The following is a 26,597-nucleotide window of genomic DNA, read 5'->3' as shown; positions in this document are numbered from 1 at the left end:
GATGCAGACGGTTCAGCGACTGCTCCTGCTGCTGTTTGCCGCGTTCGCCGCGCTGACAGTCCTGCAGCAGATCCGCTACGGCATGATCTGCGGACGCAGTGAGCAGGAGGACAAACAGGATGATCCCAAGGCCAAGGCGTGCCGTCAGCAAAGCACGATCTACGCGATCGCAGCCGCGGTCAGCCTGATCGTCAATATCATCATCGGCGCACTCAGCAAGTAAAGCAAAAGCTGTCCTTTCGGACAGCTTTTTGTTTTGAAAAATGTCAAGTAAATCGGGCAGCCGTCTTCCATTGTCAAGTGGAAGGCGGCTGTTCTTTTTTACGCAAAAACCGCCTCGATATACGGCTTCGCGCCCTGCCACTCGTCCGCATGCAGGCAGCACAACGAATCATGCGGGATTTCCACGTTTTCGCCCTCTGCAGTATGCCCGAAGAGAGATGCACCGTTCTCCTGCGCGCCCGCAAAGTCGGTCAGCGGCACGAACATCATCTGTGCGACCTCGGGTCCCGGCTGAAACGGTGGAATGCCGTCGATACGCGCCAGAAATGTATACGCCAACTCATCATCAAAGCCGACTTCGCCGCGCGAGTAGCGCTGACGATAACTGCCGCCGTCGATCAGGTCGGCTGCTGTCAGCTGCAGTCCGCTCTCCTCCCGCGCTTCGCGCAGAACAGCGGTCTGCGGCGTTTCGCCCGGGTCGATATGTCCGGTCGAAGTCAGGTCGAACCCACCCGGAAACAGCGGCCGGTCAAACTGCCGCTGCTGCAGCCAGATGCCGCACACACCATCCCGCTTACCGACCACCCACAGGTGGCACACATGGTGGAACAGCCCCTGCGCATGCACGACGGCCCGCGGGCGTTCTCCGCAGGCGCGTCCGTCTGCATCGTAAACAGTGAGCAGTTCTCCGCCGTTCTGACTGTCAATCAGCGCCTGCTTCTGCGGCCGCGTGAGCTTTTTAATTGCCGCTTCGCGCTGCATGGCCTCGCTCTGCGTGTCGAACATTTCGCTGTACACCAGCGTCACCGGGCCGCGTCCGCGCGTGTATTTCGCACCTTTTCCGCTGTTGTGCGCTGCCAGCCGAGCCGTCAGATCGTTCGTCCAGCCGCAGTACAGCGTATCATCCGCACAGCGGAGCACATAGGTATACCCTTTCATCGCATATCCTTTCCGCTCATCGACTGGCCCGGATGTCACGCTGCGCCGTGAGCGTACAGCCGCGTTTTTTGATCTGCAAACGTACTTTCGCCTTGCTTTTTTCACTGTTGCCGCTGCCGGAAACCAGTATTACTTCGACCTCCGTACCGGGCGGCAGCAGTTCCACCGCGCTGTTGAACGGCGGCGCGGGATAGCCCGCCCAGACCGGCGCCATCAGCACCACTTTGTCATAGCCGACAAACAGCGGCATGCCGTCCAGCGCGACCGCCTTCTGCTTGACAGCCTCCAAGCAGCCGCGCACAAACGCGGTGAATCGGTTGTACGGCGTTTTCGGCGTAAGCTCGATCAAATCGGCGTTCCGCGCCTTGGCTTCCGCGCGGGCGTATGACCGTGTTGTGCCGCCGAGCGAGTAATATGCTACTGCGGTTTTCATCAAAACCAACTCCTTAGATGCGTTTTCCGTTGAATTTCTGCGCGGCAGCGGCACAGTCCTCCGCGATGATGCAGGCAGCCGCGTTCACTGCGTCCTCGCACGTCTTGTCGATAGCCTTCTGATCCTCCGCCGGGAACTTGCCAAGCACCCACGCCGCCAGATCGTAATCCGGACGCGGCTTTTTGCCGACGCCGATCTTCACGCGCGGGAAGTCCTCGCTGTTCAGATGATAGATAATGTTTTTCAGGCCGTTCTGTCCGCCTGCCGAGCCCTTTGCGCGCACGCGCAGCGTGCCCACGTCGAGTGACACATCGTCCGACAGCACGATAACGTGCTCCGGCGGGATTTTGTAGAACGAGGCCGCGTCACGAACCGCCTCGCCGGACAGGTTCATAAAGGTCTGCGGCTTGAGAAACAGCACGCGCTTGCCGCCGAGCATACCCTCACCCGCCAGTGCCTTGAACTTCATGCGGTCGATCTTCTGTCCGCTGCGGGCGCAGTAACCCTCAAGCGCACGGAAACCCGCATTGTGACGGGTGTTGTCGTACTTCGCGCCCGGATTGCCCAGTCCGACCACGATCCACTCGATCGGCTGGGATGCCTTTGCGGCTTTTTCTTCATCCAACTTCTTAAAAATATCGAATATTGACATATTTTTCTCTCTCCGATGTCTGTTTAGTATGCCATGTTGCTGCCGAGCGTGTCGTCATTCTCCACCCAGTCGTGCACGTTCACAGTGTCGTATGTATCCACATCACGGCGGATAACCACCTTCTCAATGCCCGCGTTGATGATGAGGCGCTTGCACATCGTGCAGGAGTTTGCGTCCGACATGATCTTTCCGGTGGACATATCGCGGCCGACCAGGTACAGTGTCGCGCCGATCATCTGGTCACGCGGAGCGGCAATAATGGCGTTCATCTCCGCATGCACCGAGCGGCAGAATTCGTATCTTTCGCCGCGCGGAATGCCCATCTTCTGACGAATGCAGGTGCCGATGTCGATGCAGTTGGCACGACCTCTCGGCGCACCGTTGTAGCCGGTGGATACGATGACATCGTTCTTGACGATGACCGCGCCAAAGTTGCGGCGCAGACAGGTTCCGCGCTCAAGCGCAACCTGCGCCATGTCGAGGTAGTAGTTTGTTTTGTCCCGACGGTCCATTTCTGTTTCCTCCTTCTATATAGGAAAACCTGTTAGGTTTGATTGCGTTATTTTCATGCACTGATTATCCGGTGTCGGATTATCTCACCCGAAAATGCACCCATTTTCAAGATACATCCGCCTTGCGGCGCACTGCGCTGCCCGCTCATCGTGTGTGATGAGCACCAGCGTATGCCCCGACCGGTGCAATCGGTCAAACAGCTCCAGCACGCTGTCCGCCGCGTCAGGATCCAGTCCTGCGGTCGGCTCATCCGCCAGAATCACGCACGGTTCTGTCACGACCGCCCGTGCGATCGCCACCCGCTGCTGCTGTCCGCCGGAAAGCTGGTGCGGTCTGTGATTCGCCCGATCAGACAGGCTAACCCGCTCCAGAACCGCCAGTGCGCGTTCGCTCCGCTCATGCCGCGGAACGCCCTGTAGCGCCAGCGGCAGCGCAACATTTTCCAGTGCTGTCATGCCCGTCAGCAGCCGGAACTGCTGAAACACAAAGCCGATCTTCTCACTGCGCAGACGCGCCCGCTGTTTTGCCGGCAAATGCGCGACTGCTGCTCCATCGAGCAGGTATTCGCCGTCGGACAGGCTGTCCAGCAGACCCAGAATGTGCATGAGTGTGCTTTTACCCGAGCCGGATGCACCGGTCACCGAAATATAGTCACCGTCCTGCACGGTCAAATCGACTGCATTCAGCGCACAAATACCGTTCTTAGCATATATTTTACTCGCATGAATCAGTTTTAGCAATGCCGATTCACTCCTTCCCACCCTATCTTTGGCAGGAAGCATACTTATCATACCATGAATATGCGCTTTCCGCAAATTTGTATTGACATTGATCGGCATTGACCTTACTATTATATAGTAATCCGATAGGAATACATCACGCGAAAGAAGGCTCCCCTATGAAAAATCCGCTGCGCTACCAGCTTTCCGAATATGACTGCGGTCCAACCTCCATGCTCAACGCGCTCGCATTTCTGTTTGAGCGCGAGGATATCCCGCCGGAGGCTGTCCGCAGCATCATGCTGTACTGTCTGGACTGCTACGGCTCGGACGGCGTAAGCGGCAAAAGCGGCACCTCCTGTGCGGCGATGATGTTCCTCAGCAACTGGCTGAACGGCTTTGGCAAGATCGGCCGCCTGCACATCTCCACGCAGTATCTGTCCGGTCCGGCGGTGAATTTCGGGCAGAACAGCCGTCTGCGCGATGCACTCCGCTGCGGCGGCGCTGCCGTGGTGCGCCTGCACTTCGACGGAGAGCACTATGTGACGCTCACCGGCATTGACGAAAACGACATGGTGCGCGTGTTCGACCCGTATTATCTTGATCAGCCGCTCGATACGGACGGCGTGCAGATGGTGTACGACCACCCGTGCGAATACAACCGGCTCGTGCCTCGCCCCTGCTTCGAGCGTGCAACCCACGAGGTTTACGCGCTTGGCGAGATTGACACCCGCGAAGCCATTCTCCTGTTTAATGACCAGACGCGCCTGACGGCAGAGAATACCATCGAATACATGATTTAACGCCAAACAGCGGAACGATTTATATCGTTCCGCCGTTTCAGTCTATAAAAAGTTATATCCCTGCCATTTCAAATAATCCGCGCGACAGCGCGCGTTAAATAGCATTTACTTGCAAATGCCAAAAAAGTCAGGGCGTGTACCTGACTTTTTTGACTTCTATAGGGAGAAAGTTACCGTATGGGAACTTTCGGACAACTTTGGAACGGCCCACGACCCGTTCCCGCTTGTCGGCGAAGCTGTAGTTTCATGACAGCCTCCGCCGTTTTCATTTCTGCTGCTCCTCACAGTATTTCTCCGTGTAGGCCGTTGCTTTGGGATCGCCTTTCGGCTCGCGTGTCTGCTCCCACGGCGGCAGCTCGGCCACTGCTGCCGAGTCAATATGCGCCGCATCGTCGTACTGCGGGAAGGCCTTTGGCTCACGCTCTTTGTGATCGTGCCTGTACATATAGAGAACGCTCCTTTCACACTGCAATGCGTTTGGACAAAAACTGCGCCGCCGACTGACACAGCTTGAGCAGCACCTCATCCGCCTTTTCGTCCTCTTTTTCGCTGACAAACGCGACACAGCCGCTGACATCGCCGTCTGTGATGATTGGCGCCGCCGCAACCACCGCGCAGCCGTCCTGAGAGGAGATAAGCACCTCCGGCTGCTCGTCCACACCGCGTTCGTAACATTCGCGGCGTTCCATCAGCTGCTCCAGCTCGGATGAAATACTCCGCTCCAGAATATCCTTTTTCGCACCGCCTGCTGCCGCAATCACCGCATCCCTGTCGCAGATGGCACAGCTCATGCCCGCTGTACGCGCCATAGCCTCCGCCAGCTCGGCGGATACCGCGCCCATCTCTCCCATCGGAGAGTATTTCTTGAAAATCACTTCGCCGTCGCGGTCGGTATAGATTTCTAACGGGTCACCGCCGCTGATAACATTGACATCGAAAACTTTGTCCTTCTGATTGCGCGAACGCTGGACAATACGGCATTTTTCGCTGTTTTCGATGCCTGAATTAAAATTTACGACGTTCTCCTCTCTCGTGCTCTGCAGCAGCGCGTCAATGTCACTTTGCAGATGTACTTCCAGATGATCCTCGTAAACCGTGATCTTGTCTATCATGAGTTCCAGATCATTGCGCTCCATCTTGGGCTTGTGCAGCAGATCATCGAATACTTCAAGTGCGGTCTTGGCCGTGCGGTTGACCTCGATGATCGTGTTGCGTTTGCTGGACAGCAGTTCGATCTGGTGATTCAGACCGTTGATCTTGCTTTGCAGCTCAGCTTCCATTTCGTCATAAAGATCGCCCAGCGTTTCCTCGTTCTCCGGGTGCTTCATAATGTCGCGGATACGCTGCCGCTTGGTAGCCTTGAGTTCTGCCGTCATGTCGTCCAGCACCTCGGCCAGATTGTCCGCCGACTGCTCGGTTTCCACAATCTGATTATCCTCGCGGGCCAGTTCCGCGTTCAGCCTGTCGAGCATCTCCGCAGAGCCGTCCATCACACGGCGGATGTACAGACGCATAAGCTCGTCCAGCTTGTCCACGCGGATATGGTGGCTGGTGCAGCCCGCTCGTCCGCGGCGATGGTAAGTGCCGCAGGTATACGCCGGAGCGATGTCCGAACGGCTCATCGAGAACATCGGTGCGCCGCAGTCGCCGCACTCAAGGAAGCCTGAGTAGACGTTATCGTACTTCTTGATACCACGGTAGTTCGAGCGCGTGCGCTTCTCCCGCAGAGCACGGGTGGTCGCAAACGTGCGGTAGTCGATGATCGGCTGATGGTGGTTCTCGATGACGATCTGCTCGTCTTCGTCTCGCCGCACATCCTTGCCGTTGATCTTTGCCCGTGTAAACTTGCCCTGGCGCAGTGTGCCGATATAGAAATCGTTGTCGAGGATGCCCTGTACGGTGACGATCGCCCATGCAGCCTTGGCTTTTCGCGTCACCTGCTTGCCCTCCGCTTCCTTGCGCATGCACTCGGACATGCGCGGCGTCGGAATGCCCTGCTCGGTCAGGTGGTTCGCGATTTTCTTGTAGCCCCAGCCCTCGTCGTTGTACAGATGAAAAATCTGGCGGACGGTTTCCGCCTCGGTCGGTACAATCTCAAACTGCTGCTGATTGTTGATGATGTAGCCATACGGCGCGGCACACAGCCATTTGCCGTCCGCCTGCCGCCGTTTGATGACGTTTCGCACCTTGCGCGAGGTATCCGTGACCGGCATTTCGTTGACGAGGAACTGAAACTGGATTTTCAGCCAGTCATCGTCGTTCGGAAAGTCAATGCCGTCGCCGATGGATATGATGCGGACACCTGCATCACGCAAGTCTTCGAGTTCCACTAATCCGCGGCTGTTGCGGCGGGAGAATCGGGAAAAGTCCTTGATGATGAGGATATCGTACTTGTGGCTCATCAAGCCGCGGCGCATCTCCTGATAGCCCTCGCGCTGCTCAAACGTGTAGCCTGAGCGGTCGCGATCCTCGAAAAAGGTCAGGCTGCTGCCCGGGAACTGCGTTTTTACGAAGTCCTCGATGATGGCTTTCTGGTTCTCGATGGATACGTTGTCGCGGTCAAGCTCATCATCTACGGAAATGCGGGTGTAGCCCGCTATGTTAAAGGTTTCGGTCATGGTTATTCCCCCTTGAGGTATCGCTCGGTCTGACGGTCAAACTCGGAAATGTACGCGGCATCCTGCTTCTTGCGGAACTCCTCGTAAATACCGCTGATCTTTTTCACTGCTGCGTCACGCGAAATATGTCCCTTGTTATTCAGCACTTTGCGGCGGTTGTTCGCCAGGAAACGGTCGGTTTCGTCCAGCCAGTCCTGCATGGACATCAGCTGTTCGTCCTCAGCCATCAGTTCTGCATAGTCGATAAACATGGTAACGAGCCGATTCAGACGCGACAGTTTTCTGATATGCACGGCGCTCACTGGCGCGAATCTCACGGATACGTTCCAGCAACTCGTCAAAGTAATCCTTACCGAATGGATGGCCGTTTTTCATCATCTCATCATTAAGTACAAAGCCTTTCTGGATGTACTCCTTGAGCGTTTTAGTCGCCCACTGGCGGAATCGGGTCGCTTTCTTGGAATTGACCCGGTAGCCGACTGCGATAATGGCATCAAGGTTATAATGCTGTGTCTGATAGTTTTTACCGTCTGCGGCAGTTACCGAGAATTTCTCGGTAACTGAATCCTTGTCCAGTTCACCATCCGTAAATATGTTTTGAGGTGCCGTGAGATATTATCTGTCGTACAATCAAACAGTTCAGACATGGCTTTCTGCGTCAGCCAGAATGTCTCATCTTTGAATATAACATTGACAAATTCTCTGCCATTTTCATCGCTGTACAGCAGAATCTCGCCGCGATTGGCAATATCGTGACTCATTCTTATCTTTCTCCTTATTCCGTTCCGGCAAAGCTGCCGTATCGACTACAATGTCCGTGACCTGCTCCAGATCACTCATATTGTCGCCAAGGTTTTCCTTTTTCAAGCTCTTGAGGTTCTTATACTGTCTGGTGCTCATCCCTGTCCATGCATGCATGATCTCGTCCGTGAGAATCGCGTACTCTCTTCCCTTTTGCACGCCGTGCATGCGCCATTCATCCGTCAACTCGTTGCGGATGCGGATAGCAAGCAGCCGCTGATGTACCCACTCCCCAGTGTAACCCTTTTTGAGATATGTTTCAAGCGCTCGGTCGATAGCCTGTTCTGGGTCGATGGTTTCCTCGATACGCTCACGGCTCACCATGGCCAGCCATGCCTTGAACGGCTCAGCCTTCTTCGACGGCACGGACTGGATAAAGCGGAGAAGCTGCTCGGTGTTGACAACATCGGTGAGGCGTTTTTTACCGTCAGCCGCCCGCATTTTCAACCGTGACAATTTGTCACGGTTTCACTTCCCTCTGCTTTGAGCCGCTGCTTCAGCTTGCGCCAGTATGCTGCTGAGTCAGCGCTTTCTGTCAAAACGGCAATAACATCTGCATTGCCATATATATCTGCATTCAAATATATCTTTGTAGATAATATTGTACATCAGTTCATTCATCATTGCAAGCGGCAAAAAATTTGGCAGAGGAGGAAGCGGAACCTCCTCTGCCTGACCGCACTCACTGCCCTGCCGCCTTGCGTGCCTGCACTGCCCGCTCGGCAGCACGGCGGCGATTGAACAGCAGCAGATCGCGTGTATCCCCATACAGATCCCGCTTGCCGGACAGGAATACCACAACGGTGTATTTGGTGCCCTTGTACTGTGCGTACAGCTCCTTGAGCTGCTTCTTGACCGCCTCGTCTGCCTGCTCGGCGTGGGTGAGCATGACTTCAACGATTTGGGTCGGTTCGTGGATTTTGGTTTGCATAATTATCCCTCCTACAGGTGCATTGTTCCAAATTCAATACAGGTTTATACTGCTTCATTGTTATAATATATAGCCGCTCATTCAACGTTTTCAGAACGCTTGATTTTGCAGTTTTTGCCCGAACCCTCGGTTTCGATATGCTTGAACGCTTCCTTGACAGCCGCGTTCTTCCGAGCTTCTTTCCATTGCCCCGGCTTCATACCGAGCTGTCCCTGGACCTCTGCAATCAAGATTGGGGAACCGTCCCAATCCGCGAGCCATTTGAGCAGCTTTGAGGCATGGGTCGGTTTTCCTTGAAAGGTTCGGCCGGCTGCCAGTTCGGACAAGCATTCGAACGGTAATTCGGAAATCTCGTCATGTTGGCAGTCTCTGAACGATTCACGAACGTGCATGACAACCTCTTCGGGCGGCTGAATCAGCCACAGAGAAACTGGTTCTTTACCGCCATGATTGCGCAGCGTACTGCGGAATACAAGCTGAACCAGATCGCGCGCCATCGTTAGATTTCTCATTTTCTGTACGCACGCCAGATCGTCTGTATTCCGGAAACTCGGATCGAGACACGCCTGCTCGAATTCGCCCCACGCACTGCCGTCGAAATCGAATGCCAGTGCTCGATTGAAATATTCTTCCGAGTCGAAACGGCCCAAACCGGCACAAATCACGCAATCCGCTTCATTGTATCGATTCGATCCGTTCATGCCTCCGAAATACGGCAGACTCTCTTTGGGTCCACTGTTGTCATCCGCTTGAAGCGGAATCAGACGATCGTGGAACTCGCTCAGGGCATCCCAAAGCTCTTTCGCGTAGCCCTTGTATGTAACCACAAGGACCTTGTGCCCTGCCATACCGGACAGCTTGTTCTTCAACCATACCGTCAGTACGTTCCGAGTCGGTTTATGCGCCATCGCGGTCTTGCTGACGCTGAACCGGGAGTCGGAACGCTGCACATGAATGGTGAGCCGCTGATACGATTCCTGCACATTTGCCGAAGGTATATCGACTTCAGGATTCTCATACAATTCAGGCGAGAGAAACGCTGAACCGCTCAAAATGAACGTGCGCAAGTCATCTCGTATGTCGAACGGGCGGCAGTGCGGAACCGTTAATTCGTGTTCCTGACCGATTTGATAGGCAGAGGGCTGCTTTGATAGTACGCTGACCGTCTCAATAATTTCGTCGGAACGCGAACCGGCATAGCGCTCCAGCTGATCGCAGAACGGATCCAGCTTGCTCCAATCGAATGCTGCCGCATTGAAATCGTCCGATGTTGTCACTGCAATGCGACTTCCGTTCGCTTTATACTGCCGAAGCAGTTTTTGAAACGGAATACGGAGCGAATAGTTCAGCGTGCTCAGCAGCGTCTGTTTTTGCTTGTCCCAGCTCAGATTATAGCTGGGTTCGTGCGTCGAAATCATTCCTTCACAGGCAGCGATCACACTCGTTGAAAGCTTAGAAACTTTCATCAGATTCGGTGCTTCATCAACAATCAGCAGCTTGCGCGTGTAAATCGTTTCCTCGCCGGAACTCCACTCACGCAGAGCAGACAGATTCTCGATATAATATTGATCGTATCGAGCGTGCATAAAGACGAGGAACGGTGTCTGATTGGCCTTATCAGCGGCATGCAGCAATCTGCATTCTGCCGCCTGAGGGCAATCTTTTCCAGGACATTCTGCACGCGTCTGCACATCGCTGCGCTGACAGCCGCCATGGGCAATATTAAAATCGTTCGGGCTCTCGAGCACGCGAACGAGATCGCGGTTAGGAGCGTTCTCCTGTATCAAGTCGCGCAGCTCGTACGCCTCGGCGGTTTTCTCAACGACAAGGATAACGCCGCCGAGCGACTTGGCGTAATCACTCATACGAACGAACTCGCGCGTCAGCACCTTGACAAGCGCACGCACTAGCGTAGACTTGCCCATCCCCGGCAGGAGCGGAATGGTTGTGACTGGCACCTCCGCCTCGCCAAGCATCAGGCGGACAGTATCTCTGAGCAGCTCGCGCTGCCCAGATATATATGTTACCCCGCGTGTAGAAAAGTACTCGTCAAGCTCGTCCATCACTTGTCCCGTCAAGTCGGAAATACAGTGCGGAGAATGCGCGCTCCACTCCAATGCCCGAAGCTCTTCGTTTTCACCGAAACTCGAATCAGCAGATTTTTTGATATCTTTCATACCTCATTCTCCTCCGATTCATCAATTTCTGCAACAAAATCAGCTTCGGCTTTGCAGTCGTCCGATTCGAGTGAAAACAGGCTCCCAAGGTCATTCCCGATGCTGATTTCATGCTGTTTGAACAGCGAAAGCAGGTCATTGAGAGCGACACCCATACAGGGCAGCGGCTTGTCAGCAGGTGACAGCTTGTACTTCCACGTCGTATCGCGTCCGCCAGTGCGGAACGGAATGCCGTCCTCTGCTAAAGCTGCCTGCAACGCCGCTTCGGCAGAAATGTCGAGTTCCACGTCCCTCTCTTGCAGCCAGTCCTTATATGCGGTGAGCAAGCTCCTGCGACCACAGATCAACAAGAGAGTTGTCTGATTCTTGAGCGTACGCAGCCATGCCACCGACTGCGAATCCCATGTTTCCCCTTCCTTACGGATACCTGCAATGTGGTCATGCAGATACTTCTTGAAAAACAGGAGGAAGGTGTACGCATTTTCCGGATTGAGCTTTGCAGTGGTGTCTTCCGGCGGTTTGGGAGACGTTTCGGGGAGAATCGCGCCCCAAACTGTGCGAAAGAACACATCAGCATCCTGCCTGGTACAGTAATCCTGTTCGATACTCCAAAGTATGAATACTTGCAGTACCGCCAATAGAATGGCTTTAATCCTCGTTTCGGCATCGACCGTTTCGCAGATATACCTTCCGTTCTGTTCGCGCGGAACAAAGTGCGAGACAAGCTTTGTAATATTATTGACAAACCGTTCGACATCTCGATTGCAGTACTTCGCAAAGTCTCGCAAAACACACGGAATACTGGAGCTGTACTCGGTAAATTCCTGCAGCACTGCAGGATCGTATACCTGCAGTTCACTGCCGTCCAACGTAAACGTCATGCGTTCACTGCCCGACACTTTACGTCCCAATACCACCGGAATAGAGAACGGATAATTCTTGTTTACCGCGTTAACGACAGACTGTGGAATGCCGTTCTCTAATGCAACCAGACGGTTGACAACCGGTGCCGGGAGCGTCATACTTTTCTTGTGGATAGTAATTTCCAGCACTGCATAATCTACAAGGTCATCGCTCGGCTGAAGCGCACCAAGTTCACAGTGCGGCTGCCAGATGTGCGGTACACTAGCCACCCAATGCTTGTCCTCGTATTCGTCCGGACCGCCGCAAGCCCACAGGAGTTCCTGCAGAACCTGGGGCGCAGTCTGAAGTCCGGTAAGTACAGCGGCAATGCTGCCGCCGAACAGCGGGTACAGAATAGAGAGCAACGGTGCAGCAATGCACAGGACGAACAGCATTAGCAGCGTGGCGTTCTTCTGGCACAGCTCCGGCAGCTGGAACAGCGCCCGGAATGCGTCCGAATCTCTGGCGCGCCAGCAGTACGGCGGCAGCAGCGCCGCGTCCGAGTCAAGCGAAACATTGATATACTCAATGTCTGCGTGCTTTTGACGCTTGTTGAACTCCTTCTTGGGAATCTCGACAAGGCACTTGCCGCCGCGTGCAGCATACGCGAGCGTTAAATCGCCTTGGGTGATGACATAGAGGTGGTCGTAATCGCTGGGCGCACCGAAGTTTGCGATGTCACCACCATTCTTTTTATGAATAGCTATTATCTCACTAGCTGAGTTGTACATGAGTAAATACCTCCTAAAAGTGATTCAGGCGCCTGTTTTTTTGAGCTCACAAGTATCTTACCATACGCATCGTTAACAACGCCTTACGAATACTTACGAAAAAATAAAATATGAAAGAGGCAAAAATGGTATGTATGAAAATTCAAAGTCATTAATTACTATTACCGAAGAACTATTTTCTGAGTTTCAACAAATCAAGACAAATAATTATAATTATTCTCGTATTCTGTCGAAAACGAAGGAATTAGAAACATATATTGTTCACAAAAAATGGATATATCGACAATTGAGAGAACCAGGTTCTTTATCCATTAGCATTTTACTCCTGTTGATATTGGCTGAAACAAGCAAAATGCAACCGAATAATCATTGTTTTTTATCTGTATTTTGGCAACTAAAATCTTGGGTAGAAACGGTTTGTTTTGCACAAAGCAAAAATATATTAAATGCTACACACATTGAATTCCTTCAAGATCAATATAAAATGTTCCGAGTTTACTATGACCATACCAAAAGGAAAATCAAAAGATTTCGAACAGCAAACGGTGAAAATGAAGAACGCAAAGCCTCCATACAGCGCAAGCTCCTCGCCGAAGGCCAAGACATGCTTTATGAGCTTGCTAAACTGTTTTGCGCATATCACAAGCAGATATATCATAATGACATTACCCGCATGACAACTACTATTTTTGAACATTTGAAGTTACTGGTTGCAGCAATTGCAAATTGCTCATGGTATTTACCTGTACTCAATTATTATTTCTTCTTCATGTTTGTGAAAAGACATGAGTTTATATTAACCTTTAATCCCGCAGAACAATCGATTGATGAGCAGCCGAGCAATGTCTTGTATCCTAATTTGTCGTTCACTGCAATCGAAAAAGATCGATATTCTTCAACTATATACTATGAATTGTTCAATGATATTGCTAAAACACTGGCTCTTGTCAACCATGCGGATAGCCCAAACACTGAGACACTACGCAAATCCAATATCTGGCAAGAAATATCCGGGTACGCTACTGATAATATGGATATGCGCATACAGCTATTCATGATTAGTCAAGAGATCCGTAATTGCGAAAACACGATAGAGCCCGAAATATATAAAGATGACTATCATGATCCACAATATGAAGATCAAGACATCATGTCTGACTCTTGGATTGATAACACAGCAGACGAAACATATGATATAGATGAAATATCGTCTCTCCATATTTCAAACTTTTGTTATGAAACGTTATCCAGCGATGAGAGAAATGCGGTGAAAAACTGGCTCCATCACGATGAATTCGGAGAACTCCTTTTGTCATTAAACCGAATTTTAGAGCCCAGAACCCAATTGGCAATCAGCTGCGATGTGACGCCGTCAGCATCCATTGAGAATTCTATTGATAATTGCCACTCTATGCTATTCACTTTGCAAAAACAACGTATTCCCGCAAACAATGTATGGACACTGAGCATAAGGACAGACAACATTGAAGAGAGTTCACAAGAAAAACTCGAATTAGCAGAAAAATATAAAGAAATATGCGATTTTTTTGATATTCGTCGAACTAATTTATCGGCAGTTGCGATGCGAAAGGAACTAAATATTCCTACGGGCATATTCCTCGAAGGTGACACCGCCAGAAACAAATTAGAGCAAAATTTTACAAAATTTATTGAAATGCTTGAAGCACACAGAGATTTACTCTATCCTCAATGGTTCAGAAATTATCTGTCCAATCATTCCGTTATATCACCGAATGAGCAAATTGACATTTTGCATATGCGGAACGAGCTTGTAAGACGTGACTGGACAGCAAATGAGTATATTGAATTCATAAAGATTTCTGTCAATAAACTTGCCTTTTTAGCATGGATCAGCAAATATATTAATTTACTAGACTCTGAGACTTCATCAAAAGAATTGCGCAACCACATCGCTGCCGCTGCCTTCTACCAAATGATCAGCAACTTAATCTACTTCCTGCGCGAGGAGATGCTGTCGCTGCTCTAAATCCTTGCAGTGCGCGAATATCTATCAAGGGGGGATATCTGTTCCTTATACTCAATAGCAAGACCCCCTTCAGTGGCATGAATCATCAAGCCGATCTACGGCTATGCTAATTGCACAAAACATATTTAATTATATAATTTGTGCATTACATAGCATAAGCTTGAAATTTAAAATCATTTATGCTATGCTTTTATCAGGAGGGTTGCCGTATGATCGCTTCGCACAAGCTCAGAAAACGAGATATCTATCTAAACAAGCTCATCGCCTTTCAGGACACAGAGCCGATCAAGGTCGTGACCGGCATCCGCCGCTGCGGCAAATCCAGTCTGCTCAAGCTGATGGCTGCCCATTTGCGTGAGAACGGTGTCAATGATGAACAGATCATCGAAATAAACTTCGAATCCTACGAGTTCATCAAAATGACCTCAGATGACCTGTATCAGTATGTGAAAGAGCGTTCGCTGCCGGGCAAGCGGATGTATCTGTTTTTCGATGAATTGCAGCGTATGGCAGGCTGGGAAAACACGATCAATGCGTTTCGCGTGGATTTGGATTGCGACATCTACATCACCGGCTCCAACGCCTACCTGCTTTCGTCGGAATATTCCACCTATCTGTCCGGCCGCTGTGTGGAAATCAAAATGCTGCCGCTGTCGTTTGCAGAGTTTATCGATTTCCATGGTTTCACTATTCAAGAGGTCAAAAGCGCGCTCGGCGGTACGAAAAAGCAGGCAGTTGATGCCGACGGTACCCATTACGAGCTGCGTGAGATTTTTGACGCCTATATGCGGTACGGCGGCATGCCGGGTATTGCAGATGTCGGGTTGGAACAGGACAAGGCCCTTACCCTGCTGGACGGCATTTATTCGACCGTTATTGTGCGCGATATTCTAGAGCGCGAAAAGCGCAGAGGTCAGCGACAGATCACAGACGCCATTCTGCTCAAAAAAATTATTCTGTTTTTAGCAGATAATATCGGCAGTTCGGTTTCCGTATCCTCCATCGGCAATACGCTGGTCAACGAAGGCCTGCTCGACGAGGGCCACCGCAAGACAAAGCCCAGTGCGCATACGGTTCAGGCCTATGTGAATGCGCTGCTTGAAGCATACTTTTTCTACGATATCAAGCGTTTTGATATCAAGGGAAAGGAATTTCTGCGCACACTGGGCAAGTATTACATCGTAGATATCGGTCTGCGCAATTATCTGCTCGGTTTCCGCAACCGTGACAGCGGCCACGCGATTGAGAACGTCGTTTACTTCGAGCTGCTGTGCCGCGGCTATGATGTTGCCATCGGCAAAGTCGGCACTGCCGAGGTGGATTTCATTGCAACCAAGGCCGATGAGAAGCTGTATGTGCAGGTAACGGAATCTATGGAGAGTGAAACCGTACGTACACGTGAGCTTGCTCCGCTGCAAAAAATCGCAGACAACTACGAAAAAATCGTGCTTTCACTCAATCCAGGCCTAGATTCGTCCTACGAAGGAATTAAGTCGCTGAATCTGATTGATTGGCTGCTGGAAAGTAAATAACAAAAGATAACCGCCAGGTTCCTCATGTCGGAGAAACCTGGCGGTTACTTTTGAATATCAAATTTATCCGATGTGGCGCTGTGACGGTGTATCGCCGGGAACAGCCTTCACTGCCTTGCTCATCTCCTGCATCAGCGAAGCATAGCTGAGGTCAGTCGGATCGTCCGCATAGCGAATCCAGTAATGATCGTGCGCGACAATACCGTGTGTCTTACGACAGATCAGCTTCGGCTGGTAGAGCGTCAGTCCGGCGATGGCGAGCAGCTCTTTGGCATTCTGCCGCGTGGATGGGAAACACCGGTCGGCGAAGAATTTATCCAGCCGTGCAGCCGTCGGCGTCGCCTTGCCGTTCATGCCGAACAGCAGCACCGGCAAATGGGAAGGATTGAGCACCGTAAACTGCGGCTTGTTATTCTCATCATAGCAGACCTGTACTACGGGCGTCTCTTCCCAATAGATTGTGAAATCAACAGGTTTCATGCGAAATACTCCTTTAGCTGCTGCAATCTTATCTGCAGAATCGTACGGCAATAGTCGAGCATCCGTGCAGACAGCGGCAGACCATCGAATACGGTATCCGGAATGCTGTCCGGCAGGACAATCCCGCTCGGGAGCTGATTTACCAAGTGCAGCTGTTTGGAAAAGCTCGTAGAGAATGGTTTTGCTTTGCAGGAATACAGGTACTGCTCTACCGGACGATGCTCCGCCTGCATGAAACCAAGTGCATAACCGCTGTCAAACAACGGTGGAAAACGGTATGAACCATCTGTTTCGTCCTTGAGAACGCCAAAATTATTCAAATGACGATCCTCATTGCAGATCAGGAAATCAAACAGCAGCATGGTGTTCAGATAGTCTCGCGCATCCAGCCCGGTCAGCGTACGAAACAGGTCAATGACGAGCGCATAGTTTTCTTTTGCGGAAACAGCCCATTGAATTGGCTCATCCGAACTTTCCACCATAGTTTCAAACGAAATAAAACTCTCGTTCTTGTAACAGAAGTTGTGTGAGATCGTACCAAGCAGAAGTTTTTCATCGTCTATCCGAATATGGCATAGCTGATATTGCACGACAAGAATATGCAGCAGTTCACCAACACGCGAAGCAATGACTTCTGCAATGGCATCCTGATATTCACGCCCATGATCGACGCGGTTCGCTTTCAGATAGCAATTCGTTTCCGGCTGATACCATTTCATTGCGTCACCCTTGCTGGTGCTGGATAACATCAGCGGAATACCGGGTGTGATTTCGAGGATTTCGTTCAAACCGTCCACCTGCCTTTTCCTATATTATATCGTTTTAGACTGTTTAGGCGCAAGAGATTTCTTTGTCGAGCAGCGGCACAAACAATATACTTCGAGAAAACGCTCATGAATATCCAGAAAGTCAGCTCTCTTTTTGAGAGAAACAAATGATTGCCGACCGTCAAGGTCAGCCTGGAGTAGAGCGTGCTGAAAGCTGGGATTATGAAGTTTTGAGAAGAAAATCTGTAATTCAATCTATAACTAAAAATCGGAGCGAAGGCGATATCTGCACTGTGTAAACACGAAATACATAATCTGCGTTATGCCTTTACGCGCCACAGCACTTCGTACAGCTTGATAATACGTCCGAGCATCAGCGCAGACAGCACGGTTCCTACACCGATGCCGTAAAACGGGCTGTGGTTGATGATACACAGCAGGGCGCTGATTGCAACCATAGAAAGGTCAAACGAGTTCTTGACCGCGGAAAACCGCAGATGAAATACCTCGGAAATGGTGTTCACAATACCGTCTGTCGGCGTGAGCACCATTTTGCTCCTCACGCACAGAAATACGCCGGCCGCGGTGACAAACATGGTCAGCGTAAAGCAAAGCAGCCGCGTGGGCAGCGCGAACGGCAGCACAGGAATGAGCCAATCGTACACATCGGTCAGCACGCCGAATGCGAACGAAAGCGGGATTTCGAGCAGATAAGTAAGTGTAATTCTGCGCGACAGAATGCACTGCATCACTACAAAAATCAGATAACAGATGATAGACGCGGTGCCGAGTGAAATGCGATAAATCTCCGAAATGGCATACATAACCGAGCTGAATGCCGCCACACCGACGTTGTAGCGCACGTTCAGCACAACGGCCACCGCGATCAGATTAAGACCGACAATGTACCAAACGGCACGCTTACCGGTGCTTGCAGTTGTTTCCATGTGCATTCTCCTTTAGCTGTTTTTCAGATTGTCCAACGTCTGAGTAATGAGTTTGAGCAGTGTATCCCGCTCCTCCGCGCTGATATGATCGAGCAGCACATCGCCGAAGTCGGTGCAGTTGCGCTGCATGGTCTCGTGCAGCTCCTCCCCCTGCGCGGTAAGCGTAACCACTTTGTACCGCGCGTCATGCGAAGACACACGTGTGATGAGCAGCCCCTTGTTCACCATGCGTTCCACAATGGCACGTGCTGCCTGATGCGTCACACTGAGGTGCGTTTTCAAGTCTGCGGCGGCGCTTTCCGGATGGGCGTGGAAGAACAGAAGCGCGTCTGCCTGCTCGGCAGTCAGACCAAGTTTTTTCAGATCGCGATTGCGCCGCTGTGTAATGGTATTCGATAGTTTCTGTATCTTTCGAGATAGAATATAGGTTGACTGCATGAATATCACCAGATTTTTATATAATATACAATACGTTGTATATTATCAGAAGAGTGCCGTTCTGTCAAGACGAATTCTTCCCCCGCCGAACAATTCCGGTTGTCAAATCTGCTGAAGCTGTGTTATGCTGTTGCTATCAGCAAGGCACTGCGGCAGGAGGCGTTGAATAATGGATCAGGGGCATATCATATTCCGTGTACTGCATCACGAGAATATTTCGATCACAATGGATGCAGGCGTATCGCTGTTTTTCGGTCTGCATGGACAGTACACGATTTCCACTGCGCAGGAAAACTACACCATCGGTGCTTCTGAGGTATACGCCGTATCTCCGTTCACGCTGTACCGCACTGTTAGCGGAGAGGATGCAGGCGTGCTGCAGATCACGCTTTCGCCTGAAATTCTGCAAAAGGCTGACTGGCCGCAGCGGCAGATGATCGACTGCTATCTGTCCCGCAGTACACTGACGGATTCGGTCGCGCAGGACATTCGCAGACGGTGTGCGACACTGTTCCGGCTGTATTTTCAGCAGACTGATCAGGTGGAACTGCAGCGGCAGGCGGTATCGCTAGCCTCTCTGCTGTGGAGCCGCTTTTCCACAACCGACTCGGTTCAGCCGGAAGATAGCATCAACACGCTGAAACTGCTGGAATCCGCACTGAAAATGATCCATACGCAGTGGAACCAGTCGATTTCCCTGTCCGAGACAGCGGCACAGCTGTATGTATCGGACAGCTATATCTCGCGTGTGTTCAAAAAGTATGTGGGAACCACATTTACCAAGTATCTGGTCGATCTGCGGCTGTCTCATGCGGTCAATGATCTGAAAGGCACGGACTCAGTAACCGAAATTGCCTATCGAAACGGTTTTAAGAGCGATAACTCGTTCATCGACTTTTTCAAGAAAGCCTACGGGTGCACACCGGGCAAATACCGTCAGCAGCTGAAACAGTCTGCCGATACACCGGAGCCGCCTAAAGAGGATGTTTCGGACTGGCTGCAGGAACTGCTGCAGTATGCAGACGGCGCAAGCCTGTATTCAAAGAGTGCACCGACTGTCATTCGCAAGACGGTTCGTCTGCCTGAGACGCAGGATGGCGAACCGATTTGCCAGAGTTGGCGACAGATGGTGAACATCGGCTACGCGCATGACGGTCTGATCGGCTCGGTGCAGGAGCAGCTGCGTCGTGCGCAGAAGGAGATTGGCTTTACCTATCTTCGGTTTCACGGCATTTTCGATGATGATATGCATATTTATCAGGAAAACGAGGATGGTTCACCGTGGTTTAATTTTGCCTACGCCGACCTGCTGTTCGACTTCATTCAAGAGATTGGGCTGATTCCGTATGTGGAGCTCGGTTATATGCCGTCTAAATTGGCAAAAACGCAGTATACCGTGTTCGACAATCCGGCAATTTGTATCAGCATGTACAATGATTCGGAAAAGTGGCAGGCGTTGGTGCAGGCATGCCTGTCGCACTGGATTGACAAATACGGTCTGGCGAACGTGCGCAAATGGCGATTCACCGTGTTTTCGATGAATTACAGCAGACTGCAGTATACCGCGCCGGTCATGTCACACGAGGACTACTGCAAGATGTTTGAAGCGACCTATCAGACGATTAAAATGATCGATCCCGAACTAAAGCTGGGAGGTGCCGGATGCTTTCCGGGTATTGCACTTGCACCGGACGGTCTGCGTCGGTTTCTTCTCGATGTTAAGGAGCACGGCTGTCCGCCGGATTTCATCACGGTACAATGCTATCCGCACGAAGACTTTTCACAAGATAGTGATTTCTTCTATTTTACCTCTAAACAGACCTCGATGCCGTCGGTGCTGAGTAAGGACAAGAATTTTACCCTGCACTTTCTGCAGTGGCTGAACCGCATCCGACAGGAAATTGGCTTTGCAGACTGTCCGGTTGTAGTTGAGGAGTGGAATTCTACCCTGTGGCAGCGTGATCTGTCAGGCGATACCTGTTACAAAGCGGCATGGCTCATCAAAAATGTTCTGCAGAATTATGATCAGGCGGAATATCTCGGCTACTGGCTGCTGACCGACTTTCTTGACGAATGGCTGGTACCGGGCGGCGTATTTCATGGCGGATACGGTCTGTTTACTATCAACGGAATACCCAAGGCCGGCTATCAGGCCTTGCGGATGCTGGGTCGAATCGGTGAGCGCAAAATCGCTTCCGGTGAGGGATGGTTTGTCTCCCGAACCGAAAACACGATTCAAGTCTATCTGTACCATTACTGCCATTATGATGCGCTGTACCGCTACCGCTATCAGAAGCTGACCGACCCACACGATGCCTACAAGGTGTTCGAGGTTGACGGACGGCTCAAAATCGAGCTGGAACTCTGCGGATTGGACCCGGGTGTATATCGGCAGGAAAGCTGGACGCTCAACCGGTCGGCAGGCTCAGCATTTGACAAATGGCTGGAAATGGAAGCGCCCAGAGTCATGACGCCGGAGGATTTAAACTACTTAAACGATATGGCACAGCCGCTCTGTAAAATTCGAGATGCGGATACCGCAGGTGCGCTACACCTGCAGACGGAACTGGAGCCGCATGAGGTACGTCTGATTGTGCTGAAAAAGCGGGATGGATAAGATACCCGCGCAAGGAAATCCGTCATTTTTGCAGTCTGATATCGAAAAACTGAACTCCATCATACAGAAATACTCTGTCACGCAGAGAAACCGCCGGAATATCGGGAGCGATATTCCGGCTTTTCTGTATTCCTTCTCCGCATTTGCGAGTAAACTGTAAGCATGAAAACGAGCAGACCTGCAGGAAAACGCTCACATAAGAAAGAAAAAGAAAAGGGGAGAAAAACATGGCAGCAACAAGACAGACTGTGCAGAGCAATGCAAGCACAAATGTAAAAACCAGCATCTTTGAAAAGATCTCCTACGGTATGGGCGATGTTGCATGCAACGTAGTATTCGCACTCACCAGCGGTCTGATCACGTACTTCTACACCAACGTCATGAGCGTATCGGCGGCTATGGTCGGTATGATAATGCTCATTTCGCGTATTTTTGACGGTATTTCCGATGTGGCGATCGGCCTCATCATGGACAAGGTGCATTCCAAGCACGGACGAGGCCGAGCGTGGGTTCTCTGGATGGCACTTCCGTACGGCATTTCCGCCGTAGCGCTGTTCTGTCTGCCCGCAAATGCAACAGCGGCTGTGCAGGCCATCTACATTTTCATCACCTATAACCTGTGTACAACGGTTGTCTACACTGCACTGAATCTGCCCTACGGCGCAATGGCTCCGCTGATGACCAGTAACGAGCAGGATCTTGCCCGCATCAACCTGTTCCGCATGGCGATGTCGCCGATTGGCAACATGATCGTTTCTGCGGCCTCCCTGCCCATCATCAACCGCATGGGCGGCGATCAGGCAGCGTGGATCAAGGTAACGCTCATCTACTCGGTAGTCGCTATCGGCCTGCTTCTCTGGTGCTTCTTCGGCACCAAGGAACGCGTCAACACCCAGGCAGCACAGGAAGCAGAAAAGCTGCCGGCAAGCGTTCGTTTTGGCGCACTCATTCACAACAAGTACTTCCTTATGATCCTGTTCGCATCCCTGTTCCTTGCGGTTTACCAGACCGTCAACGGCACGGTTGCAACCTACTACGCGCAGTACATTCTCGGCAACAACGAATATTACAGCGTGCTCAATCTGGCGGAAAACATCCCGCAGGTAGTCGTTATCATGATTCTCGCGCCGTTCATCAAGAAGTTCGGCAAGCGCAATCTGGTTCTCGCCGGTGCAATTCTGACCATGGTCGCTCAGCTGACGCTGCTGGCGGTCCCGGCAAATCCGGCGTTTGTTGCCGCTGTTGCTGCAATCCGCGGCATCGGCAAGGCCCCGCTGTTCGGCTGTGTATTTACCATGATGGCTGACGTTGTCAACTACGGCCACTGGAAGACCGGCGTTCGCGTACAGGCTCTCATTTTCAGCGCTGCAACGGTCGGCCAGAAATTCGGCGGCGGCATCACCGGTGCAATTATCGGTCAGCTGATGGACAAGTCCGGCTTTACCGGTCTGGCGCAGGAAATTCCGTCCGCAGTAGCAATGGTCGAGAATCTGTACATCTGGGGCACGGTATTCGCCTGGGCGATTATTATCGCGCTGATGCTGGCGTACAAGCTGGAGAAAAACTATGACGGCATGATTCGTGACATGGAGAACAAGGGTATGCTCAAGCAGGCAGACTGACAAGGAGAATCGCAATGTATCAGAACTATCAATATGAAGTAGACCCGAAAGACCCGCTCAAGCCGCTCTATCAGGGTACATTTGAAGAAAAAGTAACGGTTGGCGGAAAAGAACGTCGCTATCTGGTGTATATTCCGAAGGGTGCGCGTCCTTCGACGGCAGGCGTGTTTATCCTGCCGGAAAATGGCAAGACCGCCGATGATCTCTGGCGCGACAGCTGGTGGCGCATGATTGCGGACACCGAGGAGACCAAGGAAAAGCTGATCGTATTCTTCCTCGAGCCGGAGAACGGTGTGTGGAACACAGACGAAGCATACGGCAAGCCGAACGGCGATGTAGCCTATATCGAGCAGGTGTATCTCGCCGGTGCGCAGCGCTTCAAGTTCTGCGTACACGAAGCCAAGTTCTACCTGACCGGCTGCCGCGAAGGCGGTGTGCTGGCAAATATGGCCGCGATGTATAATCCGGCGGTATGGGCCGGCGTGGCAACGGTCGGCGGCTCGCAGGTGAACGAGAATTACCGTCAGGCCGCGGCAGAGGACTTCTGCACCAATCTGGATGGCTTTATCGACGAAACACATCGTCTGAACCTCAAAAAAAGCGATATCCCGATGCCTGCATGGGTGATTAACGATCCAGAAAGCCCGGTCGGCACAGACAACGGCACCGCGGACTACTGGAAGCGTTCCTGCGGCATCACCGAAGATGGCAAACAGACTTCGCCGGATACGGTAACATATATTCGTTCGGCTGAGCCTCCCTATGCGCCCAATCAGGAGAAGGAAGCATTCCGCGTCTGCATGAGCACGATTCCCGGCGGTTCAGCCGATTACGCCAATCTGTTGCTGCGCCGTATTTGGAAGGATTTCCTCTATCGGCAGCGCCGCTGGATGAGCGGCCCAGGCGGCGACCTGCGCGTGACAAAGGATCCGGTAGCCGATCTCGGCATGGAATACCACTGCGAGGAAATCGGCGGCTGGATGCGCGAATGGTACGTTTATGTGCCGGAACAGGTCAAGCAGAATCCTGGAAAGCCGGTTCCGCTGGTGTTTGCGATGCACGGCTATACCTGCTCGGCAGAAATCTACTGCGGCAACTCGGAGTGGTACAAGGTAGCTGACAAGCACGGCTTCATCCTTGTACATCCGACCGCAACACCCAGCACCATTGAAGCAACAACTGTGGCCAGCAGTCCGGATAATGTTGCACTGCCAGCGTGGAATTTCATGCACACCGCGCCGAATGGTCCGGATGAACTGCTATTCTTCCGCACACTGCTCGAAAAAGTATGCACAGACCATGCTATCGACCGTACCCGCGTATACGCGACCGGTCATTCGCATGGCTCGGTAATGACGCAGGTGCTTGCCATGACTATGCCGGAGGTGTTCGCAGCAGCGGCACCGTGCTCTGGTGTGCTGTTCCAGGGATTTGGCATGGATATCCGCGTATTGCCGGAAATCCATAACCGCAAGGATTGTCCGATCCCAATCTGGATGTTCGGCGGCGAGCAGGAGCCGTGGCTGCTGCCCAATATCCCGACCGATACCAACTCGACCGGCGACAGCATCCGCATCTGGCGCGGCAACAACCATCTGACACCCGAACTTCCCGCAAACTGGGAGGACGGCTGGCAGGTAAACGGTCGCTGGCACGATCTGCATTATGCTCGCGAGGACGGTGCACCGATGGTCAACTATACCTGGGTAGATTACATGCCGCATGCGACCATGACCGAGATGAGCTTCCGTATCTGGGAGGAGTTCTTCAGCAAATTCTCCCGTGTGGACGGCGAGATCAAATATAACCCAGGAGTATAGATGAGCAAAACTTGTTTTGCGCCGCTGTCATATAGGTAAAATACAGCTTGCCTTCGCCGCGTTTCTTATCAAAAAATATTCTGATTCTCCGACCGCAAGCGGTTCGCTGGACAGCTTCTCCGACTCTGCAAGCGTAAGCAGCTATGCTGTAAACGCAATGCAGTGGACGGTTGCCAACGGCATCGTGAATGGCTCTAACGGTAAGCTGAACCTGAAGAATAACGCAACCCGTGCAGAGGCAGCCGCAATCCTTATGCGCTACTGCGAAATGGGCAAGTAAAAAAGTAAATTCTACAGCACAATACAGCCGGGCCTCTCAATCACGGAAGACCCGGCTGTATTTTTTCCTGAGATTCAAGATAAAAGCTATCGCATTATAGTGCTATTTGAGTATAATATTCAATCTTGCGTTCGAGTGTTTTCGCAACAGAAAAGTGTCGTAAAATGCTGTTTGGTAAATGAGATCTGCTCATTTATCAGATTAAAGACGCACGGGACTTTGTCGAATATGTGATTGACGGATGACAGAATTATCAATGGCTGATTCAGTAAAATCCCAATACATCATTGACGAGCGCAGGCTGAAATTTCTACGTTCGTTCTATAACTTTCTCATTATCTGGATTTCATGCGTTTAGGTAAAGAAGAAGCCTTGGAGCACCGACGGTAGAAAGTATTTGGCTTTAGTCCGGTTTGCCGCATGGCCTCAGCCGCGGTAACCTCTCCTGCACGCCAGCGAGCGACCACCCGCTCAAAGTTGTCCGGCAAGGGCTGTGGCTTGCGACCGGTGTACTTGCCCTGCTCTTTGGCGATGGCAATTCCCTCGCGCTGGCGCTGCAAGATATACTCGCGTTCAAGCTCCGCGACCGCTGCGAATACAGTCAGCATAAACTTGCCGGTCGGCGTGGTCGTGTCGATAGCCTCTTTGCGGCTTACAAACTCCACCTGTTTCTCGGTCAGCCGTTCCACAAGGTCGAGCAGGTCGCGCGTATTGCGTGCGAACCGGCTGATTGACTCCACGATAACCGTATCGCCGCGCCGGACGTACTCCATCATGCGGGTAAGCTCTGGACGGTCGGCGTTCTTGCCGCTGGCCTTGTCGATGAAAATCTCATCAACGCCGAGTTCGCGCAGCAGGACTTCCTGCCGAGCGGTGTTCTGCTCCTCGGTGCTGACGCGAATGTAGCCAATTTTCATTGTGTATCTCTCCTTGAATATATGGTATAATGAAAATAATAAGGACGGTGACGCTGATGGATAAGACAATCGAACAGGTAAAACGGTTGGCGCACCGCTTTGGTGTGCCGAAGCTGGTATTATTCGGTTCGCGCGCCCGCCGCGATCATCATGCTCGCAGCGACTACGACTTTGCGGTATGGGGCTGCACACCGCAACAGCGTGCGCAATTCAGCGATGCTGTTGAAAACGATTTGGACTCGCTGTATTCGGTCGATCTGGTGTTTGTCAGCGAACACACCGATGCCGCATTGCTGGAAAATATAGAGAAGGACGGGATTTGCTTGCTGGACCGTTACAATACGAAATTCGAAAATCTCACCAATGCTGTAGAGCGCTTGCGCGAAGGCGTGCAGGCGCATCAAGAGAATCCGGCCAAAATCATTCGCGATGGTGTAATCCAGCGCTTTGAGTTCACCTGTGAGCTGGCGTGGAAAACCACACGCGAGTTTTTGCTCGATCAAGGTTTTACTGAACTAAACAGCCCGAAAGCAACGATGCGCAAGGCGTTCTCGTACGGCCTGATTGACGATGAACAGGCGTGGATTGCACTGCTGAATGCCCGCAACCAGACCTCGCACATTTACGATGATGCAACCGCGCAGGAAATTTACTCGCAGATTGAGAGCGAGTTTGTGTCGCTGTTTGATAATCTTATTGAGCAGTTGAAACGTGGTTAAGTGCAATA

Annotated in this window: 26 protein-coding genes and 1 pseudogene; 9 read left to right on the top strand and 18 right to left on the bottom strand. The window is 51.7% G+C overall.

Annotation, left to right across the window (positions count from 1 at the left end; genetic code table 11):
* Position 1: 1 nt before the first annotated feature.
* Positions 2-223, top strand: a complete 222-nt coding sequence (locus tag PGS25_RS12935) for a hypothetical protein (RefSeq protein WP_118286113.1) — start codon at positions 2-4, stop codon at positions 221-223.
* Positions 224-321: 98 nt separating this feature from the next.
* Here PGS25_RS12935 and PGS25_RS15770 read toward each other — a convergent pair whose 3' ends face one another.
* The 5 genes from PGS25_RS15770 to PGS25_RS12905 form a co-directional block, all read right to left on the bottom strand.
* The gene (locus PGS25_RS15770) at positions 322-1,161 is read right to left on the bottom strand and encodes a GIY-YIG nuclease family protein (RefSeq protein WP_442865303.1); all 840 of its coding nucleotides are present in this window, start codon (positions 1,159-1,161) and stop codon (positions 322-324) included.
* 16 nt (positions 1,162-1,177) lie between these two features.
* The gene (locus tag PGS25_RS12920) at positions 1,178-1,594 is read right to left on the bottom strand and encodes a flavodoxin (RefSeq protein ID WP_270418977.1); all 417 of its coding nucleotides are present in this window, start codon (positions 1,592-1,594) and stop codon (positions 1,178-1,180) included.
* Between the two features lie 13 nt (positions 1,595-1,607).
* A complete protein-coding gene (pth, locus tag PGS25_RS12915) occupies positions 1,608-2,246 on the bottom strand; it encodes an aminoacyl-tRNA hydrolase (protein ID WP_270418975.1) in 639 nt (212 codons plus the stop codon).
* 23 nt (positions 2,247-2,269) lie between these two features.
* A complete protein-coding gene (locus PGS25_RS12910) occupies positions 2,270-2,758 on the bottom strand; it encodes a deoxycytidylate deaminase (protein WP_270418974.1) in 489 nt (162 codons plus the stop codon).
* A gap of 84 nt (positions 2,759-2,842) precedes the next feature.
* Complete coding sequence (locus PGS25_RS12905; RefSeq protein ID WP_270418972.1) at positions 2,843-3,499, bottom strand: ABC transporter ATP-binding protein; 657 nt, start codon at positions 3,497-3,499, stop codon at positions 2,843-2,845.
* Positions 3,500-3,657: 158 nt separating this feature from the next.
* Between PGS25_RS12905 and PGS25_RS12900 the strand changes: the two genes are divergently transcribed.
* Positions 3,658-4,281 carry a peptidase C39 gene (locus PGS25_RS12900; protein ID WP_270418970.1) on the top strand — a complete coding sequence of 208 codons (624 nt, stop codon included), beginning with the start codon at positions 3,658-3,660 and terminating at the stop codon, positions 4,279-4,281.
* A 265-nt stretch (positions 4,282-4,546) separates the two neighbouring features.
* On the opposite strand, the gene PGS25_RS12895 is transcribed toward PGS25_RS12900, so the two are convergent.
* The 8 genes and pseudogenes from PGS25_RS12895 to PGS25_RS12860 form a co-directional block, all read right to left on the bottom strand.
* Positions 4,547-4,726 (bottom strand): hypothetical protein, encoded by a 180-nt coding sequence (locus PGS25_RS12895; RefSeq protein WP_270418968.1) that lies wholly within the window; start codon positions 4,724-4,726, stop codon positions 4,547-4,549.
* 16 nt (positions 4,727-4,742) lie between these two features.
* Complete coding sequence (locus PGS25_RS12890; RefSeq protein WP_270418966.1) at positions 4,743-6,899, bottom strand: stage V sporulation T C-terminal domain-containing protein; 2,157 nt, start codon at positions 6,897-6,899, stop codon at positions 4,743-4,745.
* Between the two features lie 2 nt (positions 6,900-6,901).
* The gene (gene rhuM / locus PGS25_RS12885; RefSeq protein WP_270418965.1) at positions 6,902-7,192 is read right to left on the bottom strand and encodes a RhuM family protein; all 291 of its coding nucleotides are present in this window, start codon (positions 7,190-7,192) and stop codon (positions 6,902-6,904) included.
* Positions 7,119-7,475, bottom strand: coding sequence for a RhuM family protein (rhuM, locus tag PGS25_RS12880; protein WP_270419000.1), 357 nt, complete (start codon positions 7,473-7,475; stop codon positions 7,119-7,121). The genes rhuM (PGS25_RS12885) and rhuM (PGS25_RS12880) overlap by 74 nt, the downstream gene beginning before the upstream one ends.
* A gap of 189 nt (positions 7,476-7,664) precedes the next feature.
* Positions 7,665-8,254: pseudogene (locus PGS25_RS12875) on the bottom strand (BRO family protein); the annotation flags it as partial.
* A 128-nt stretch (positions 8,255-8,382) separates the two neighbouring features.
* Complete coding sequence (locus PGS25_RS12870; RefSeq protein WP_270418963.1) at positions 8,383-8,631, bottom strand: hypothetical protein; 249 nt, start codon at positions 8,629-8,631, stop codon at positions 8,383-8,385.
* Between the two features lie 77 nt (positions 8,632-8,708).
* Positions 8,709-10,808 carry a hypothetical protein gene (locus PGS25_RS12865; RefSeq protein ID WP_270385672.1) on the bottom strand — a complete coding sequence of 700 codons (2,100 nt, stop codon included), beginning with the start codon at positions 10,806-10,808 and terminating at the stop codon, positions 8,709-8,711.
* Entirely contained in the window at positions 10,805-12,442 is a 1,638-nt protein-coding gene (locus PGS25_RS12860; RefSeq protein WP_270385673.1) for a hypothetical protein, read from the bottom strand. Before PGS25_RS12860 ends, PGS25_RS12865 begins: the two co-directional genes overlap by 4 nt.
* Before the next feature lie 130 nt (positions 12,443-12,572).
* On the opposite strand from PGS25_RS12860, the gene PGS25_RS12855 reads away from it, so the two are divergent.
* Both PGS25_RS12855 and PGS25_RS12850 read left to right on the top strand, forming a co-directional pair.
* Entirely contained in the window at positions 12,573-14,450 is a 1,878-nt protein-coding gene (locus PGS25_RS12855) for a hypothetical protein (protein ID WP_270418961.1), read from the top strand.
* Between the two features lie 209 nt (positions 14,451-14,659).
* Positions 14,660-15,982 carry an ATP-binding protein gene (locus PGS25_RS12850; RefSeq protein WP_270418959.1) on the top strand — a complete coding sequence of 441 codons (1,323 nt, stop codon included), beginning with the start codon at positions 14,660-14,662 and terminating at the stop codon, positions 15,980-15,982.
* A gap of 63 nt (positions 15,983-16,045) precedes the next feature.
* Here the strand turns inward: PGS25_RS12850 and PGS25_RS12845 are convergent, their stop codons facing one another.
* The 4 genes from PGS25_RS12845 to PGS25_RS12830 form a co-directional block, all read right to left on the bottom strand.
* Positions 16,046-16,462, bottom strand: a complete 417-nt coding sequence (locus tag PGS25_RS12845) for a hypothetical protein (protein ID WP_117488325.1) — start codon at positions 16,460-16,462, stop codon at positions 16,046-16,048.
* On the bottom strand, positions 16,459-17,259 hold the full coding sequence (locus PGS25_RS12840; RefSeq protein ID WP_117488322.1) for a hypothetical protein: 801 nt from the start codon (positions 17,257-17,259) through the stop codon (positions 16,459-16,461). The genes PGS25_RS12845 and PGS25_RS12840 overlap by 4 nt, the downstream gene beginning before the upstream one ends.
* A 290-nt stretch (positions 17,260-17,549) precedes the next feature.
* Positions 17,550-18,176 (bottom strand): YczE/YyaS/YitT family protein, encoded by a 627-nt coding sequence (locus PGS25_RS12835; protein WP_117488320.1) that lies wholly within the window; start codon positions 18,174-18,176, stop codon positions 17,550-17,552.
* A 12-nt stretch (positions 18,177-18,188) separates the two neighbouring features.
* The gene (locus PGS25_RS12830) at positions 18,189-18,614 is read right to left on the bottom strand and encodes a MarR family winged helix-turn-helix transcriptional regulator (RefSeq protein WP_270418957.1); all 426 of its coding nucleotides are present in this window, start codon (positions 18,612-18,614) and stop codon (positions 18,189-18,191) included.
* A 169-nt stretch (positions 18,615-18,783) separates the two neighbouring features.
* On the opposite strand from PGS25_RS12830, the gene PGS25_RS12825 reads away from it, so the two are divergent.
* The 4 genes from PGS25_RS12825 to PGS25_RS12810 all read left to right on the top strand — a co-directional run bounded on the left by PGS25_RS12825 (position 18,784) and on the right by PGS25_RS12810 (position 24,953).
* Positions 18,784-21,231: a GH39 family glycosyl hydrolase gene (locus PGS25_RS12825; RefSeq protein WP_270418956.1), complete on the top strand. Its 2,448-nt coding sequence runs from the start codon at positions 18,784-18,786 to the stop codon at positions 21,229-21,231.
* 227 nt (positions 21,232-21,458) lie between these two features.
* Complete coding sequence (locus PGS25_RS12820; RefSeq protein WP_117488314.1) at positions 21,459-22,853, top strand: MFS transporter; 1,395 nt, start codon at positions 21,459-21,461, stop codon at positions 22,851-22,853.
* Positions 22,854-22,867: 14 nt separating this feature from the next.
* Positions 22,868-24,673, top strand: coding sequence for a PHB depolymerase family esterase (locus tag PGS25_RS12815; RefSeq protein ID WP_270418954.1), 1,806 nt, complete (start codon positions 22,868-22,870; stop codon positions 24,671-24,673).
* Between the two features lie 16 nt (positions 24,674-24,689).
* Positions 24,690-24,953, top strand: a complete 264-nt coding sequence (locus tag PGS25_RS12810; protein WP_118361718.1) for an S-layer homology domain-containing protein — start codon at positions 24,690-24,692, stop codon at positions 24,951-24,953.
* Positions 24,954-25,288: 335 nt separating this feature from the next.
* On the opposite strand, the gene PGS25_RS12805 is transcribed toward PGS25_RS12810, so the two are convergent.
* Positions 25,289-25,870, bottom strand: coding sequence for a recombinase family protein (locus PGS25_RS12805; RefSeq protein WP_270385823.1), 582 nt, complete (start codon positions 25,868-25,870; stop codon positions 25,289-25,291).
* A gap of 56 nt (positions 25,871-25,926) precedes the next feature.
* Between PGS25_RS12805 and PGS25_RS12800 the strand changes: the two genes are divergently transcribed.
* The gene (locus PGS25_RS12800; protein WP_270385824.1) at positions 25,927-26,589 is read left to right on the top strand and encodes an HI0074 family nucleotidyltransferase substrate-binding subunit; all 663 of its coding nucleotides are present in this window, start codon (positions 25,927-25,929) and stop codon (positions 26,587-26,589) included.
* The last annotated feature ends 8 nt before the right edge of the window (positions 26,590-26,597 follow it).

The organism is Butyricicoccus sp. AM78-15b2TA, assembly GCF_027665985.1.
Lineage (GTDB): Bacteria > Bacillota > Clostridia > Oscillospirales > Butyricicoccaceae > Agathobaculum > Agathobaculum butyriciproducens.
This window is presented reverse-complemented; position numbering and strand designations above follow the sequence as displayed.